The 14,965-nt window shown below is 61.0% G+C and carries 15 protein-coding genes; 3 read left to right on the top strand and 12 right to left on the bottom strand.

Annotated features, from left to right (window positions below; all coding sequences use genetic code 11):
• Complete coding sequence (locus ACOQFT_RS16695; RefSeq protein WP_421599019.1) at positions 1-609, bottom strand: GntR family transcriptional regulator; 609 nt, start codon at positions 607-609, stop codon at positions 1-3.
• A 209-nt stretch (positions 610-818) separates the two neighbouring features.
• On the opposite strand from ACOQFT_RS16695, the gene ACOQFT_RS16690 reads away from it, so the two are divergent.
• The gene (locus ACOQFT_RS16690; RefSeq protein ID WP_421599018.1) at positions 819-2,060 is read left to right on the top strand and encodes an acyl-CoA dehydrogenase family protein; all 1,242 of its coding nucleotides are present in this window, start codon (positions 819-821) and stop codon (positions 2,058-2,060) included.
• 4 nt (positions 2,061-2,064) lie between these two features.
• Here ACOQFT_RS16690 and ACOQFT_RS16685 read toward each other — a convergent pair whose 3' ends face one another.
• The 3 genes from ACOQFT_RS16685 to ACOQFT_RS16675 all read right to left on the bottom strand — a co-directional run bounded on the left by ACOQFT_RS16685 (position 2,065) and on the right by ACOQFT_RS16675 (position 6,125).
• Positions 2,065-2,844, bottom strand: coding sequence for a carnitinyl-CoA dehydratase (locus ACOQFT_RS16685; RefSeq protein WP_421599017.1), 780 nt, complete (start codon positions 2,842-2,844; stop codon positions 2,065-2,067).
• A 3-nt stretch (positions 2,845-2,847) separates the two neighbouring features.
• Positions 2,848-4,863 (bottom strand): acetate--CoA ligase family protein, encoded by a 2,016-nt coding sequence (locus ACOQFT_RS16680; protein WP_421599016.1) that lies wholly within the window; start codon positions 4,861-4,863, stop codon positions 2,848-2,850.
• A 101-nt stretch (positions 4,864-4,964) separates the two neighbouring features.
• On the bottom strand, positions 4,965-6,125 hold the full coding sequence (locus ACOQFT_RS16675; protein ID WP_421599015.1) for an acyl-CoA dehydrogenase family protein: 1,161 nt from the start codon (positions 6,123-6,125) through the stop codon (positions 4,965-4,967).
• 98 nt (positions 6,126-6,223) lie between these two features.
• Between ACOQFT_RS16675 and ACOQFT_RS16670 the strand changes: the two genes are divergently transcribed.
• Both ACOQFT_RS16670 and ACOQFT_RS16665 read left to right on the top strand, forming a co-directional pair.
• Positions 6,224-7,141: a GlxA family transcriptional regulator gene (locus ACOQFT_RS16670; protein WP_421599014.1), complete on the top strand. Its 918-nt coding sequence runs from the start codon at positions 6,224-6,226 to the stop codon at positions 7,139-7,141.
• Between the two features lie 91 nt (positions 7,142-7,232).
• A complete protein-coding gene (locus ACOQFT_RS16665; RefSeq protein ID WP_421599013.1) occupies positions 7,233-8,267 on the top strand; it encodes an NADP-dependent oxidoreductase in 1,035 nt (344 codons plus the stop codon).
• A 67-nt stretch (positions 8,268-8,334) separates the two neighbouring features.
• On the opposite strand, the gene ACOQFT_RS16660 is transcribed toward ACOQFT_RS16665, so the two are convergent.
• Genes ACOQFT_RS16660 through napF form a run of 8 tightly spaced genes read right to left on the bottom strand, consistent with a single transcriptional unit; the run spans position 8,335 to position 14,839 of the window.
• Positions 8,335-8,592: a hypothetical protein gene (locus tag ACOQFT_RS16660; RefSeq protein ID WP_421599012.1), complete on the bottom strand. Its 258-nt coding sequence runs from the start codon at positions 8,590-8,592 to the stop codon at positions 8,335-8,337.
• Between the two features lie 11 nt (positions 8,593-8,603).
• Positions 8,604-9,305, bottom strand: a complete 702-nt coding sequence (locus ACOQFT_RS16655) for a NapC/NirT family cytochrome c (RefSeq protein ID WP_170446676.1) — start codon at positions 9,303-9,305, stop codon at positions 8,604-8,606.
• A 29-nt stretch (positions 9,306-9,334) separates the two neighbouring features.
• Complete coding sequence (locus tag ACOQFT_RS16650; RefSeq protein WP_421599011.1) at positions 9,335-9,772, bottom strand: nitrate reductase cytochrome c-type subunit; 438 nt, start codon at positions 9,770-9,772, stop codon at positions 9,335-9,337.
• Between the two features lie 12 nt (positions 9,773-9,784).
• Positions 9,785-10,702 (bottom strand): quinol dehydrogenase ferredoxin subunit NapH, encoded by a 918-nt coding sequence (gene napH, locus ACOQFT_RS16645; RefSeq protein WP_421599010.1) that lies wholly within the window; start codon positions 10,700-10,702, stop codon positions 9,785-9,787.
• Positions 10,699-11,517 (bottom strand): ferredoxin-type protein NapG, encoded by an 819-nt coding sequence (gene napG / locus ACOQFT_RS16640; protein WP_421599009.1) that lies wholly within the window; start codon positions 11,515-11,517, stop codon positions 10,699-10,701. The genes napH and napG overlap by 4 nt, the downstream gene beginning before the upstream one ends.
• Before the next feature lie 27 nt (positions 11,518-11,544).
• Positions 11,545-14,037: a nitrate reductase catalytic subunit NapA gene (napA, locus tag ACOQFT_RS16635; protein WP_421599008.1), complete on the bottom strand. Its 2,493-nt coding sequence runs from the start codon at positions 14,035-14,037 to the stop codon at positions 11,545-11,547.
• On the bottom strand, positions 14,034-14,327 hold the full coding sequence (locus ACOQFT_RS16630; RefSeq protein ID WP_421599007.1) for a chaperone NapD: 294 nt from the start codon (positions 14,325-14,327) through the stop codon (positions 14,034-14,036). Before ACOQFT_RS16630 ends, napA begins: the two co-directional genes overlap by 4 nt.
• Positions 14,324-14,839, bottom strand: a complete 516-nt coding sequence (napF, locus tag ACOQFT_RS16625; protein ID WP_421599006.1) for a ferredoxin-type protein NapF — start codon at positions 14,837-14,839, stop codon at positions 14,324-14,326. The genes ACOQFT_RS16630 and napF overlap by 4 nt, the downstream gene beginning before the upstream one ends.
• Between the last annotated feature and the right edge of the window lie 126 nt (positions 14,840-14,965).

The raw sequence follows: 14,965 nt of genomic DNA, 5'->3' as shown, positions 1-14,965 counted from the left end.
TTAGGCCAATCGTGTCAGGTGGCGCTGCATCACCGAATGGGCCTTGGCCGCGTCGCGATCCTTGATGGCGGCCAGAATGGCGGCATGGTCGGGATCGGCGCGCTGACGCCATTTGGCGGTGTGCAGATTGTTGAAATGCCACGTATACAGCACTTGCAGATTTCTGATCTCGGCGATCATGCGCGGCATGTTGCAGGCGGCGATGACGGCCATGTGAAAGCGCTGATTGGCGTCCTCCCAATCATCCGCCGTGGTAGCCCCGTCGCATTCGTCGTGAATCTGTTCAATCCGAGCGATCTGACGGGTAGTCAGGTTAGGCACGGAATGCAGCAACGCTACCGGCTCCAGCGCGCGCCGCATCACCCGAAGTTCCTGAATGGCGTTCTGATCCATCGGGGCCACGCACATCCCCCGGCGCGGAACGGCAACCGCCAGCCCTTTTGAGGCCAGGTTCAGAAGGGCTTCGCGTATGGTCACCTGACTGACTCCGAACTCACGGGCAATCAGGTCCTGCCGCAGCTTTTCACCGGGCTTCAACACCCCCTGAACAATTCGCGTTGACAGCTTGTCAGCGATGTCATCCGATTTCTTGATCTGCTGCTCGGACACCTGACCCTCGGTTCATTGCACGTGTTCACAGACGCTTACCGTTATGGAGAGGGTTGGGCAACAGAGCTGTGAACAGGTGGGTTTTTGCGGCGACCAAAGTGACCTCGCGGCACTTGCGGCTTAGACCCCGCACGTAGGTTTCACAAACGCCGGTCGCACGGCTAGGGTACGAGGGACAGTCTGCCGTAACAGCCTGAAAAGGGATCACCATGGATTTCGCCCCATCGCCGCGCGCTATGGAATTCCGCGACCAACTGAAACGCTTTATGGAGGCGCATATCTATCCGCGCATCCGCGACCACAAGGAAGAGATCGAGGCGGGTAATTTCCCGGTGTCCTTCATCGAGGACCTCAAGGCGCTGGCCCGGTCCGAGGGGTTGTGGAACCTGTTCCTGCCCTCTTTGCGCGACGACGAACCCGGCACGCGGCTGAGCAATCTGGAATACGCCCCGCTGGCCGAGCTGATGGGGCAGGTGACGTGGTCGTCCGAAGTGTTCAACTGCAGCGCGCCGGACACCGGCAACATGGAGCTGTTGCACATGTTCGCCACGTCCGAGCAGCGCGAGGAATGGCTGGTGCCTCTGCTCAATGGCGAAATCCGGTCGTCCTTTGCGATGACCGAGCCGGATGTAGCCAGCTCGGACGCGACCAATATCACCACCTCGATCCGGCGTGAGGGCGATGACTATGTCATCAACGGCCGCAAGTGGTTCATCACCAATGCGTGCCATCCGAACACAAAGATGTTCATCGTGATGGGCAAGACCGATCCGAACGCGGACCGGCACAAGCAACAGAGCATGGTGATCGTGCCCAAGGACACGCTCGGTCTTGAGATCGTACGCAATCCCACGATCCTGAACATGCACGATCCCGAGGGCCATGCCGAGCTGGTCTTCAAGGATGTGCGCGTATCGGCCACCAATCTGCTGGGGGAAGAGGGCAGCGGTTTTACTCTGGCGCAGGCGCGACTGGGGCCGGGGCGTATCCACCACTGTATGCGCTCGGTCGGCGCGGCCGAGATGGCGCTGTCGCTGATGGTCGAGCGCGCGCAGGAACGGAAGACCTTTGGTAAACAGCTTTCAGAGCAGGGCGTGATCCGGGAATGGATCGCGAAATCGCGGCTTGAGATTGATCAGGCGCGGTTGCTGACCCTGCAGGCGGCGTGGAAGATTGATCAGGTCGGCGCCAAGGCGGCACGGCGCGAGATTTCGCTGATCAAGGTGGTGGCGCCCAATGTGCACGCAACTGTGACCGACCGCGCGATGCAGGTCTTTGGAGCGATGGGCATGACGCCGGATACGCCACTGGCCAACAGCTATACCTGGGCGCGGGCACTGCGCTATGCGGATGGCCCGGATGAGGTGCATCTGCAGGCCATCGCAAAGCAAGAGCTGAAAGAGTCGAACTTCGGCATGTCGGCGCAATGGCTGACACCGCCGAAGCGTTGATCTCTTATTTGCCCTTCCAGACCGGGTCGCGTTTTTCCGCAAAGGCGCGGGCGCCTTCCAGCTGGTCTTCGCTGGCGTAAAGCACGTCGACGGTGCGCAACTGGCGCTTGGTGATGCGGTTCATCGCGTCCTGGAACTTGCTGTCTTCGGCATCGCGGACGACCTCTTTGATCGCGGCGTAGACCAGCGGCGGTCCCGAGGCCAGCAGACTCGCCAGCTCCCATGCGCGGTCCATCAGCTGATCGGCGGCAACGATCTCGTTCACCAGGCCCCAGCGGTTGGCTTCCTCTGCATCGAACCAGCGGCCGGTCAGCAGCAGCTCCATCGCGATGTGATAGGGGATACGCTTGGGTAACTTGACGCTGGCCGCATCGGCCACGGTGCCCGAGCGGATTTCCGGCAGAGCGAAGGTGGCGTGTTCTGCGGCCAGGATCATGTCGGCCGAGATCGCCAGTTCCAGCCCGCCGCCGCAGGCGATGCCGTTTACCGCCGCGATGACCGGCTTGTTCAGATCGCGCAGTTCCTGCAGGCCGCCAAAGCCGCCCACGCCATAGTCGCCATCAACCGCGTCACCGCCGGCGGCAGCCTTCAGGTCCCAGCCGGGGCAAAAGAACTTCTCGCCCGCGCCGGTCAGAATGGCCACGCGCAGGTCCGGGTCATCGCGGAATTCGGCAAAGACTTCGCCCATTCTGCGGCTGGTGGTCAGGTCGATGGCATTGGCCTTGGGCCGGTCCAGCGTCACCTCAAGGATCGCCCCTTCGCGGCGGGTTTTGATCGGGTCCATATCTCAGGCCTTTCTGATGAGGGCATCCACCGCAACCGCCTTGTCGGGCGTGCAGAGGAGCGGGTTAATCTCGACCTCGCCAAGCGTGTCGGCATTTTGCATGACATAGGCCTGAACGGCCTCTACGGCAGTGATGATCGCATCCATATCAGCCGCAGGTTGGCCGCGATAGCCTGCCAGCAGCGGTGCGATTTTCAGCTTGCCAAGCGCGGCGCGGATGTCGTCAGCGGAGCTGGGCACCAGCAGGGATGCGGTGTCGCGCAGAACCTCGGTCAGAACGCCGCCGGCGCCCAGGGTCAGCACAAAGCCGTGGGCCGGATCGCGAACCACACCCACCAGCAGTTCGGCGACGGTTCCGGTGACCATCTCTTCGACCAGAATCTCGTTGGTTCCGATGTCGGTGGCAACATCTGCCACATCTTCGGCCTGAATGCCCAGTCGTACGGCGGAGTGTTCAGATTTATGGGCAAGACCAACGCCTTTGACGGCGAAAGGAGCGTCCATTTCCTGTGCTGCCGCTTGGGCTTCCTCCGGGCCGCGTACGGTGCGATTTTGTGGGACGCGCAACCCGCAATCGGCCAGAGCTTGTTTGGATTCGCCTTCGGTCAGGGTCCGGTTGGCCTCGGCGATGCCCGGCAGCCAGATCGGATGCGTGGACGGTGCCCTGATCTGAGCCGCAGCGCGGGTGGCGGCCAGTGCTTCGCGCAGACCCATAAAGGGCACAACGCCCCCGGCCATCAGCTCTTGTGCGACGTCTTCAGGCAGAAGTTCCGGCAATGTCGCCGCGATCGCGAACCGCGCGCCGGTTTCGGCGCGGACTTTTATCGCCGCACGCGAGGCGCTGGCCCATTCGGTCGCGTCCGTGGTCGGGTAGTCGACGATCGAGAAGGTCAGGTCGATATCGTCGCCGGTCATGCCCGACCACGCCTTGGCCATCGCCTCTTCGTCGCGCCAGATATAGGTGTGATAATCCAGCGGGTTATTCAGCGCGACCATCGGCCCGAGCGCGTCACGAAGGTGGGCTTTCTTATCGTCGGTCAGTCGCGGGAAGGTCAGACCCGTGCCCATGGCCATGTCCGCGATCAGACTGGCCTCGCCCCCCGAACAGCTGATCGAGGCGATGTTGCTGCCCGGCAGCGGGCCATAGCAATGCAGCAGCTTCAGCGTTTCGAGAAAATCGGGCAGGGCCGACAGGCGCGGGATACCCAGACGTTCCAACAAGGCCTGAGCCCCGGCATCGCTGCCCGCCAGCGACGCGGTATGGGATATGGTCGCCGCCTGTGCCTGTTCCGATGCACCGACTTTGAGCGCCACCAGCGGGACGCCTTTGCTACGCGCTTTGGCCGCCAGCGCTTCCCATTCTCGAATATCCTTGAAGCCTTCGATATGGAGGCCCACGGCAGTCACACGCGGATCGTCGATCAGGGCCGAAGCGATCTCGGCCTGGCTGGTCTGCGCCATGTTCCCGCAGGTCACCATGTAAGCAATCGGCAGGCCGCGTTTCTGCATGGTCAGGTTGATCGAGATGTTCGAGCTTTGCGTCAGGATCGCTACGCCCTTTTCGACCGGGGTTGCCCCATGCTGATCCGGCCACAACAGCGCGCCGTCCAGCGCGTTGATGAAGCCATAGCAGTTCGGCCCCAGAATGGGCATGTCCCCGGCGCCTGCGATCAACCGGTCCTGCAGGTCTCCGCCCGTGTCATCCTCGGCCGCAGCCTCGGAAAAGCCCGAGGCAAAGCAGACGGCGCCACCAGCGCCCATGCTGGACAGGATATGAACCGCCTCGATCGTGGCGTGGCGGTTGATGCCGATGAACACCGCGTCGGGGGCTTCGGGAAGGTCTTCGAGGTGCCCATAGACCGAATAGCCCGCGATCTCCGTCGCCTTGGGGTGCACTGGCCAGATTTGACCCGCATAGCCCATGCGTTCCGATTGCAGAATAACCTGTTGGCACCAGGCGCCGCCCCCAATGACGGCAATGGTTTTCGGGCGCAACAGTCGGGTAAGATCTTTGTTCATCGACGATCCTGATCGTGTCTTTGGAAATAAACGACGGAGAGCGGACCCTGGTGGGGTGAGAGCATTTGATGCCAGAGCCCGCCCACCGCGGTAACGTGGTCTTACGCGCCGAGGGGACGCAGAAGATCGCGGCTGATGATGTGACGCTGAATCTCGCTGGTGCCGTCCCAGATGCGTTCTACGCGGGCATCGCGCCAGAAGCGTTCGATCGGGAAGTCATGCATCAACCCCATGCCGCCATAGATCTGCAGCGTGGTGTCGGTGACCCGTGCCAGCATCTCGGACGCGTACAGCTTGGCCGAGGCGATCTCGCGGTTCGACGGCAGGTTCTCGTCCAGACGCCATGCGGCGGACAGGGTCAGCCAATCGGCAGCGTCGATCTCGGTGATCATGTCGGCGATCTGGAAGCCGATACCCTGGAATTTTCCGATGGGCTGACCGAACTGTTTGCGCTCGGCGGCGTAATTCAACGCATAGTCAAAACACCTGCGCGCACGCCCGACCGAGAAGGCCGCAACCGTCAGGCGGGTGGCGTAGAGCCATTCGTTCATCACGGCAAAGCCACCATCGACCTCACCCAGAACCTGCGCGTCGGGCAGGCGGCAATTGTCGAAATACAGGATGTAGTTCTTGTAGCCCTTGTGGCTGACCGAGTTGTAGCCCTCGCGCACCTCGAAGCCGGGTGTGCCGCGATCGACCAGGAAAGTGGTGATACGCTTTTTGGGGCCTTTCGGGGTCTCATCCACACCGGTGGCGATGAAGACGATGAAGAAATCCGCGTGTTCCGCGCCCGAGATGAAGTGTTTGGAGCCGTTAACAACCCAGTCACCGCCATCACGCACCGCCTGACATTTCATACCGCGCACGTCTGACCCTGCGTCCGGTTCGGTCATTGCCAGCGCGTCCATTTTCTCACCCCGCACGGCGGGCAGCAGGTAGCGTTCACGCTGCTCGTCGTTACAGGCCATCAGGATGTTCTGCGGACGGCCAAAGAAGTGCGTCAGCGCCATCGAACCACGGCCCAACTCGCGTTCGACCAGAGTAAAGTCCAAATGCGACAGACCGGCGCCGCCGACCTCTTCGGGGAAGTTGCAGGCGTAAAAGCCCAAATCGATGCATTTCTGCTTGATCTGCTCGCCCAGCTCATGCGGAACCTGACCGGTGCGTTCAACCTCGGCCTCGTGCGGATAGATTTCGTTTTCGACGAAGCTGCGAACAGTCGAAACGATCATTTCCTGTTCTTCTGACAGACCAAACTGCATGGCGCGTATCCTTAGATAGGTGATTGACGCAGGAAACGGCATTGCGCAGTGTCGCGACATGCAGAGTTGGCGAAGAATCGTGCAGAGTTGGAAAAAATTTGACCCGGCAATACAACATTTTGCTGTTCGATGGGTTCTCGAACCACTGCTTGGCCAACATGGTCGAGCCGTTGCGCGCCGCAAATACATTGTCACGGCAGGCCCTGTACGCGTGGCGGTTCTGTTCGATTGATGGAGGGGTGGTTGAAAGCTCCAGCGGCCTTGCCGTCACGCCGAACGGTGCCTTGAGTGATCAGCGCGGGGATGTGCTGGTGGTTATGCCGTCTTATGGTTTTCTCGAACTGGATACGCGCGAAACCACCCGCGCGGTGCTGATGGCCGCGGGAAAACACACGCAGCTGGCGGGTCTGGACACGGGCAGTTGGCTGTTGGCGCGGGCCGGGTTGCTGAACGATCATCGGGCAACTATTCACTGGGATGAGCTGGTCCGGTTCGAAGAGACCTTTCCTTCCGTCGACGCGGTCCAGGAGCGGTTTGTCATCGACGGCGACCGGTTGACCTGTTCCGGGGCGATGGCGGCGTTTGATCTGGCCTCGGCCCTTATTCGCCGCGATCACGGGCCACTGCTGTCGATGGAGGTGGCGCATCTGCTGATGAGCCGGGGCGGTGCGGATCACTATGCGCTGCCGCTGAAATCGGAAGACACTGTGGTCAATCGGGCGCTGACCGTGATGCAGGCCAATCTGGAAACGCCGCTGCCGATCAAAGAGGTAGCGCGTAAGATCGGATGTTCCCAAAAGCGCATCGAGGCGCGGATTCAGGCCGAACTGGAAACCACGCCGCAGGCGCTGTACCGGCGTCTGCGCCTGAACCTTGCGCGCAAGTTGGCGGAAGAGACGGAACAGTCCATCGCCGAAATCGCCGGGCGCTGCGGTTATGAGAACGCCAGTGCCATGACCCGCGCGTTCAAGGCCGAGTTCGGGCAAACGCCAACCGCGTTCCGCAGCGGCAGTTGAAGTATAGGACGTTGCGGACCCTTACGCTTTCTGCACAGTAGCAAAGCAAACCGAAGTCGCAGAACGAGACCCAGAACAAAGGATTCAGAACATGGCCCAATCCCCAGACGTCAACCGACAGATCGTTCTGAACGAACGCCCCAGCGGCCAGCCCGACGAAAACACGCTGCGCCTGACCACGGCTGAGGTTCCGACCCCCGGACCGAATGAGATGCTGGTGCGTACGGTTTACCTGTCTCTCGACCCCTACATGCGCGGGCGTATGAACGATGCCAAATCCTATGCCGAACCCGTGGCCTTAGGTGGTGTCATGACCGCTCAGGTCGTGGGGCAGGTGGTGACGTCGAATTTGGATGGGTTCGAAGCCGGAGATTATGTCCTGTCGGGCAGCGGATGGCAGGACTATGCGATTTCCGACGGAACCGAGGTGATGAACCTTGGAAAATCACCGCAAAACCCGTCATGGGCATTGGGAATCCTTGGGATGCCCGGCTATACCGCCTATGCCGGTCTGCTGAAAATCGGTGAGCCAAAGCCGGGTGAAACCGTGGTGGTTGCGGCCGCTGCCGGGCCTGTGGGGGCCACCGTTGGGCAAATCGCAAAGCTCAAAGGCTGCCGGGTTGTCGGCGTCGCGGGTGGTGCGGAGAAATGCGCGCATATCGTTGAGAATTTGGGATTCGACGCCTGTATCGACCACAAGGCGCCGGATTTTGCCGAGCAGTTGAAACAGGCCTGCCCGGACGGGATCGACGTCTATTTCGAAAACGTCGGCGGCAAGGTGCTGTATGCAGTGTTGCCGCTGCTGAACCCGTTTGCGCGGGTGCCGGTTTGTGGCGTTGTCGCGTGGTACAATCTGCCGGGTTTGCCCGAAGGTCCGGACATGGGGCCCGCAATCATGGGCACATTGCTGCGCATGAAGGTGAAAATGCAGGGCTTTATCATTTTCGACAGCTTCACGCGCGAAGTTTATGAGGAATTCCGCCGCGACATGACCGGATGGATTGCCGATGGGTCGATCCAGTACAAGGAACACATGGTCGACGGGCTGGAAAACGCGCCGGACGCGCTGAACCAACTGCTGAGCGGCGGCAATTTCGGGAAAATGGTGGTCAATGTAGGGGCGTGATACTGCGCCCGGAAAACACGTTCACCCGACGCAGGGCGCCGGGTGAACAATTCTCGGGCCAGAAAATTTACGCGGTCGTGCCCTTGATGCGGATGGCCGAGCCCAGCGAACCGGCGCACAGACCGACAACCACGGCAATCAAAAGCTCGATCGTTTCGACATTGGCAAAGTTCCAATGGGCAAAGACCAGCGTTTCCATCACACCGACCGCACCGCCCATCAGGCCGCCCAGCCACACACGCCGTGTCATCATCCCCAGCGCAAGTCCCAGAATACCCGGCAGGCTGATGATGTTGGCCCCGATTGTTCCAAGAAATTCCAACATGTCTTGCCCCCTTATTCCGCCTGATCGGCCAGGAATGACCGGATTTCGGCGCTGCCATCCGCCACCTGTTGCTGCAGCTTGCCCGAGGGTTCGCCGGCCAGTTCCTCGGTAATTTCCTGATAGGTCTCAAGGTAGTTCGGCGGCAGAGTGTGCGCGATACCCTGGTGACAGTCGATGCAGGTCATGTTGTTGTCGATCGCGCGCTGGTGTTCAGACGCGGCGCGGGTTTCCTGAATGGTAAAATCCATATAGTCGAAGTTGTGGCAATTGCGGCATTCGCGGCTGTCAGACGCCTTCATCTTTTTCCACACGGCCGAGGCCATGCTCAGCCGGTGTTCTTCGTATTTTTCAGGCGTGCTGATGGTTCCGGCCAGCTCGTGATACACGTCCTTGACGGCCATGATCTTGGCCTTGATCTTGTGGTTCCACTCGTGCGGCACGTGGCAGTCGGAACAGATCGCGCGCACGCCCGAGTGGTTGTTGTAGTGGATCGTCTCGCGATATTCGCCCAGATTGGTTTCCATCGTGTGGCACGAGGTACAGAATTCCTCGGTATTGGTCAGTTCAAGGGTCCAGTGGAACCCGCCCCAGAACAGGATACCGGCCAGAAAACCTGCCAACACCAGAAAGCCCGAGCTGAACATGACAGCCGGTGTCCAGATTGCGTTCCAGATGCGGCCTATCCATCCGCGTTTTTCGGGGGAGTCTGCCATGTCGGTGCTCCTTTCAGACTTGCGTTGGATTAGTTGCCGGATGAGGGTTCAAACACGTTGTCGACCAACGCAGGAGCATCCGCCTGAGGCACGTGGCACTGATTGCAGAAATACCGGGTGCCTGCCACTTGGTCCAACTCGTTGCCGTCGCGATCCAGGTAGTGGGTCATCGACAGGGTTGGCGCGTTGCGGTCGCCGGCCTTGGTCCAGTCGTGGCAGGACAGGCACTGGTTGGTGCGCACATCGATCTGGTACTGCTCGACCGAATGCGGGATCAGCGGCGGTTGCTGGCGATAGTTGCGCTGCATCCGTCCTTCGATATTTCTGTGAATCTGATCAAGGGGAATGGGTTCATCCACCTCCGCCCCGCGCAGGGTTTCCACCTGGGCTGACTGGGCAAGGGCGAACCCGCTCAGGAGCAAAACGGGGATCAGGGCAATTCCGCCTGTCACGATTGATTTTTTCATCTTGGCACTCCCTTAGATAGGTCTGGCTTCGCGCGGCTCGGGCGCGGGAACTGGATCGGAAGGTGCGACGACATGATCGTCGAACCGGTGAGTAAATTGGAAAACATCGACGGCGCAGACATCGATGCAGCGGCCGCAATTGGTGCAGTCCGGCGACAGGATCAGCGGTGTCGTGCCGGGCTTGCCCTTCAATGCGGGCGAAATGATCTGGTTTTCGGGGCAAACTGCGTAGCAGTCCATGCAATCGTCACAGGCCGTCCGGTTGGCGGCGCTGACCCGCAGCAGGCTTTTGCTGCCGATCAGGCCATAGAAGGCGCCCACCGGGCAGATATGGCCGCACCAGCCGTGGCGCGCGACGATCAGATCAAAGATGAAGATTGCAGCAATCAGAGCCCAGACAAAACCGGCGCCAAAGATCAGCCCGCGGTGCAGCATGGTGATCGGGTTGACCAACTCCCACGCGATCACGCCGGTCAGGCCCGAGACGATCAGAACCGTCGCCAGTACCCAGAGGCGGGTGTTGCGTTTTGGCTGCCAGCCTTTTGGCAGGTCCAGCCGACGGTGCAGCCAGTTTGCCGCATCGGTCACCGGGTTGATCGGGCAGACCCAGGAACAATAGACCCGGCCGCCGATCAGCGCATAGGCGACGAGAACGATCACCCCGCCGATCAGCGCGGTCAGTTCGGGCCAATGCCCGGCCATAAGGCTTTGCAACAGAACCAGAGGATCTGTCAGAGGCAACGCGCCCAGGGTCAGAGACCCCGCCAGCGTGCCCTGAACGATCCAGATGCCGAACCAGGGGCCCAGCAGGAACAACGCCAGAAAGAACAGCTGACTTGTGCGGCGCAGCAGCAAGAAACGGTGCGCGCCGATCCAGCCTTTGGTGGCTACGGCCTCTTGTCCGACCGGCAGAAGGGTACGGGCGCTCATTGTCCCACCCCCGGCAGGTCGTAAGACGGCGCGAAACCGCCCGGAGTGGCCAGATTGTCCGTGCCCGGCCCCGGCAAACGGTCGGGCAGGTCGATCAGACCGTCCACAAGCGGACCGCCATGGCTTTCTTTTTCTTCCCAGCCTTTGCGGTAGTGATCTGCGCTGCTGCCGCGCGCCAGTCTGGCGGGCAGCACCTTGATCGCGGCTTCGGGCAGAACGCAGCTTTTCTCGCACATGCCACAGCCGGTGCAGCGGTCGGCATGGACGGTCGGGATGAACATCGCATGGTGACCCGAGCGGTTGTTGTGTGCGGTTTCCAGCGTGATTGCCTCGTCGATGACGGGGCAGACGCGGTAGCAGACATCGCAGCGCAGGCCGAGGAAATTCAGGCAGTTTTCCTGATCGACCAGAACCGCCACGCCCATCTTGGCATCGTCGATATTGTTCAGCCCCGGATCCAGAGCACCGGTGGGGCAGGCGGCGACGCAGGGTATGTCATCGCACATCTCACACGGCACATCGCGCGCCGTGAAATAGGGCGTGCCGGTCGCAACGGCATCAACCCCAAGTTCAGCCAGTTTCAAGGTGTCGTAAGGGCAGTCCCGCACGCAGAGCCCGCAACGGATGCAGGCCGACAGGAAATCCTCTTCCGGCAACGCGCCGGGCGGGCGCAATGCCTCGGCCGGCAGCGCGCGGGCATCGCGGGCCAACCAGGCCAGCATTGACCCGGCGACTACGCAGCCGCCAGCCGCACGCGCCGAATCCTGCAGGAACCGGCGCCGTTGCGGCGAAAGAGGAGTACCGGTCAGGGACATGGGGACTACCTGTGCGATCCTTCCCGGTTACGCGCGTTCAACCTTGCACGCGCATTTCTTGAAGTCGGTCTCTTTCGACAGCGGGCAGGTTGCGTCCAGAGTCAGCTTGTTGGTCAGCTGATGCTCGTCGAACCAGGGCATGAAGACCAGACCGCGCGGCACCTTGTTGCGTCCGCGGGTCTCGACCCGGCTGGTGACTTCGCCGCGACGGGTGGACAGAACGATCTCTTGTCCACGGCGCAGACCCCGATCCTTGGCGTCCTGCGGGTGCATGTAGACGACGGCCGACGGGAAGGCGCGGTGCAACTCTGGCACCCGGCGGGTCATCGAGCCCGAGTGCCAGTGTTCCAGTACGCGACCGGTGGACAGCCACAGATCATATTCTTCATCCGGCTCTTCAGCGGCGGGCTCATAGGGGGCAAAGATGATGCTCGCCTTGCCGTCGGGTTTGCCGTAGAACTTCACGCCCGCGCCTTCGGGCACATAGGGGTCATAGCCTTCGCGGAAACGATAGAGCGTTTCTTTCCCGTCCACGACCGGCCAGCGCATACCGCGCGCCTCGTGGTACATCTCGAACGGTGCCAGATCGTGCGCATGACCGCGACCGAAGTCGGCATATTCCTCGAACAGACCTTTCTGGACGTAGTAACCGAAATGCTCGGCATCGTCATTGTCGAAGCCCTCGGCTGTTTCGGACAGCGGGAACTGGTCGATTTTGCCGTTGGCATAAAGCACGTCATACATGGTCTTGCCGCGGTGCTCGGGCATCTTGGCCAGCAGCTCTTCGCCCCAGACCTCTTCGACGGTGAAGCGTTTCGAGAACTCCATCAGCTGCCACAGGTCCGATTTCGCCTCGCCCGGCGCATGCACCTGCTGCCGCCAGAACTGGGTGCGGCGCTCGGCGTTGCCATAGGCGCCTTCCTTTTCGACCCACATGGCGGTGGGTAGGATCAGGTCGGCGGACACCGCCGTGACCGTCGGATAGGGGTCGGACACGGTGATGAAGTTTTCCGGGTTGCGATAGCCGGGATAGCCTTCTTCGTTGATATTGGGCGCGGCCTGCATGTTGTTGTTGCACTGCACCCAATAGGCGTTCAGATCGCCGTCTTTCAACTTGCGATGCTGCAGCACGGCGTGGAAGCCGGGTTTCGCCGGAATGGTGCCGGCGGGTACGTTCCATGCGGTTTCGCAAATCTCGCGGTGCTTGTCGTTCATCACCACCATGTCGGCGGGCAGACGGTGGGCAAAGGTGCCGACTTCACGCGCCGTGCCACAGGCCGAGGGCTGACCGGTCAGCGAAAACGGCGAGTTGCCGGGTTCCGAGATTTTACCCACCAGCAGGTGGACGTTATACATCAGCGAGTTCACCCAGGACCCGCGGGTGTGCTGGTTGAAGCCCATGGTCCACAGGCTCATGACCTTGCGGTTGGGGTCGGCGTATTGCTTGGCCAGACGCTCCAGCTTGTCGGCGGGCACACCGGACAGTTCCGAGGTGTATTCCAGCGTGTATTTCGAAACCGCCTCGGCATATTCCTCAAAGCTGATCGGTTCCATCTTGCCGACATTGGGGTTTTCGGCAGCTTCCTGCAGCGGGTGGTTGTCGCGCAGGCCGTAGCCGATATCGGTGGCGGTTTTGGTGATGTTGACGTGGTTCTTGACGAACTCTTCGTTCACCGCACCGTTCTGGATAATGTAGTTGGCGATATAGTTCAGGATCGCCAGATCGGTTTGTGGCGCAAAGACGATGCCATTGTCGGCCAGCTCGAACGAGCGGTGTTCGAAGGTGGACAGGACGTGCACCTCGCAACCCGGCTTGGTCAGGCGGGTATCGGTCAGGCGCGACCACAGGATCGGGTGCATTTCGGCCATGTTCGACCCCCACAGCACAAATGTATCCGCTTGTTCCAGGTCGTCATAGCAGCCCATCGGCTCATCGATGCCGAAAGTGCGGATAAAGCCTACAACCGCCGAGGCCATGCAGTGCCGCGCGTTGGGGTCGATGTTGTTCGACCGGAACCCGGCCTTCATCAGCTTGGAGGCCGCGTAACCTTCCCAGACCGTCCACTGGCCAGAGCCGAACATGCCAACGCTGGTCGGGCCTTTCTTGGCCAGCGCCTCTTTCCATTTCTCGGCCATGACGTCGAAGGCTTCGTCCCAGCTGACCGGCTCGAATTCACCGTTCTTGTCGTAGACACCGTTCGATTTGCGCAGCAGCGGCGTGGTCAGGCGGTCCTTGCCGTACATGATCTTGGACAGGAAATAGCCCTTGATGCAGTTCAGACCGCGGTTGACCGGGGCGTCCGGGTCGCCTTGGGTGGCGACAACGCGGCCGTCCTTGGTGCCGACCAGAACCGAGCAGCCGGTGCCGCAGAACCGGCAGGCCGCCTTGTCCCAGCGGATATCGGGAGCACCGGTTTGCGCAACGGCCTGACCGGTGGCCAGAGGGATGCCTGCGGCGGACGCAGTGGCAGCGGCCGCTGAGGCCTTGAGAAAAGTCCGGCGAGATTCTGAAGTAGTCATAGCGTGAGCCTCCGGCTGGTGGTTTGGCTTGGGGCCTCGGGATGCGGAGCGCTTTCCGCGAGATCCTCGAAATGGTGATAAGTCAGCGTCAGTGAGATCACTCCGGGGATCTGATGCAGATCCATGATGATCTCGGACGCAAGGCGGTCGGGTGTATCTTCGACAACGATGACGAAACGGCCATCGTCGGCCTGGGCATGAACTTCGACGCCCGGCGTGTCCCGCATGGTTTGCGCCGCGGCGTCGGTCTGTTCTTGTGCAACATGTGCAAGGCAACCGCAGATATTCATTGAACCGTTTCCGTTTGAGTTATGGGCCGACGTTCAAACGCGACAGCATCGGCAGGGCAGAGCGCCACGCAGGCACCGCATCCGTTGCAGGTATCAGCATCCAGCGACGGTTCGGCCCGTCCGCCCAGCTGCAGCCTGAACCGGATGGCGTCCTGTTCGCAATTGTCCTGGCAGACGCGGCAGCTGACGCCGTTTGAGGACAGGCACGAGGCCTCCTGAATGGCGGCCCGCCATGGCCAGTCGGTCAGACGTTCGATTTGCAGAGCGTCCGTCGGACAGGCCTTGGCGCAATCGCCGCAGAACGTGCAGGGATCGTCGCCGGGTTGAAACACCGGGAAACCATCCTGGTCAATGGCGATCACGTTTTCGGGGCAGGCCTCGGCGCAGTCGCCGCATTTGGTGCACTGCTCCACAAAGCCCGGCACAACCGAGCCCGGAGGTCGGACGGTATTGCTGTCCTCCCGGAACATGCTGGCGCTTAGAAACGCCCTGCGGCTCGTCATCTGGCTCATGTGGCTGGACTGTTCGCGTTTGATTCTTCTTTTACGATACCTCATTAGCGCTTCTAAAGTTGATGAATTTTGATCCAGATCATAGATGAGAGCTTTATTTTTCATCGCTTTGCGTACCCCTGAATG

The organism is Ruegeria sp. MALMAid1280 (assembly GCF_049195285.1).
In the GTDB taxonomy this organism is placed as follows: Bacteria; Pseudomonadota; Alphaproteobacteria; order Rhodobacterales; family Rhodobacteraceae; genus Ruegeria.
This window is presented reverse-complemented; position numbering and strand designations above follow the sequence as displayed.

Bases quoted from the DNA above. Each gene is read 5' to 3' on its own strand.
- ACOQFT_RS16690 (WP_421599018.1), top strand. From the start codon at position 819: ATGGATTTCGCCCCATCGCCGCGCGCTATGGAATTCCGCGACCAACTG.
- ACOQFT_RS16675 (WP_421599015.1), bottom strand. From the start codon at position 6,125: ATGCAGTTTGGTCTGTCAGAAGAACAGGAAATGATCGTTTCGACTGTT.
- napG (WP_421599009.1), bottom strand. From the start codon at position 11,517: ATGTCCCTGACCGGTACTCCTCTTTCGCCGCAACGGCGCCGGTTCCTG.
- napF (WP_421599006.1), bottom strand. From the start codon at position 14,839: ATGAGCCAGATGACGAGCCGCAGGGCGTTTCTAAGCGCCAGCATGTTC.
- ACOQFT_RS16685 (WP_421599017.1), bottom strand. From the start codon at position 2,844: ATGGACCCGATCAAAACCCGCCGCGAAGGGGCGATCCTTGAGGTGACG.
- ACOQFT_RS16660 (WP_421599012.1), bottom strand. From the start codon at position 8,592: ATGTTGGAATTTCTTGGAACAATCGGGGCCAACATCATCAGCCTGCCG.
- napH (WP_421599010.1), bottom strand. From the start codon at position 10,702: ATGAGCGCCCGTACCCTTCTGCCGGTCGGACAAGAGGCCGTAGCCACC.
- ACOQFT_RS16665 (WP_421599013.1), top strand. From the start codon at position 7,233: ATGGCCCAATCCCCAGACGTCAACCGACAGATCGTTCTGAACGAACGC.
- napA (WP_421599008.1), bottom strand. From the start codon at position 14,037: ATGACTACTTCAGAATCTCGCCGGACTTTTCTCAAGGCCTCAGCGGCC.
- ACOQFT_RS16655 (WP_170446676.1), bottom strand. From the start codon at position 9,305: ATGGCAGACTCCCCCGAAAAACGCGGATGGATAGGCCGCATCTGGAAC.
- ACOQFT_RS16650 (WP_421599011.1), bottom strand. From the start codon at position 9,772: ATGAAAAAATCAATCGTGACAGGCGGAATTGCCCTGATCCCCGTTTTG.
- ACOQFT_RS16680 (WP_421599016.1), bottom strand. From the start codon at position 4,863: ATGAACAAAGATCTTACCCGACTGTTGCGCCCGAAAACCATTGCCGTC.
- ACOQFT_RS16630 (WP_421599007.1), bottom strand. From the start codon at position 14,327: ATGAATATCTGCGGTTGCCTTGCACATGTTGCACAAGAACAGACCGAC.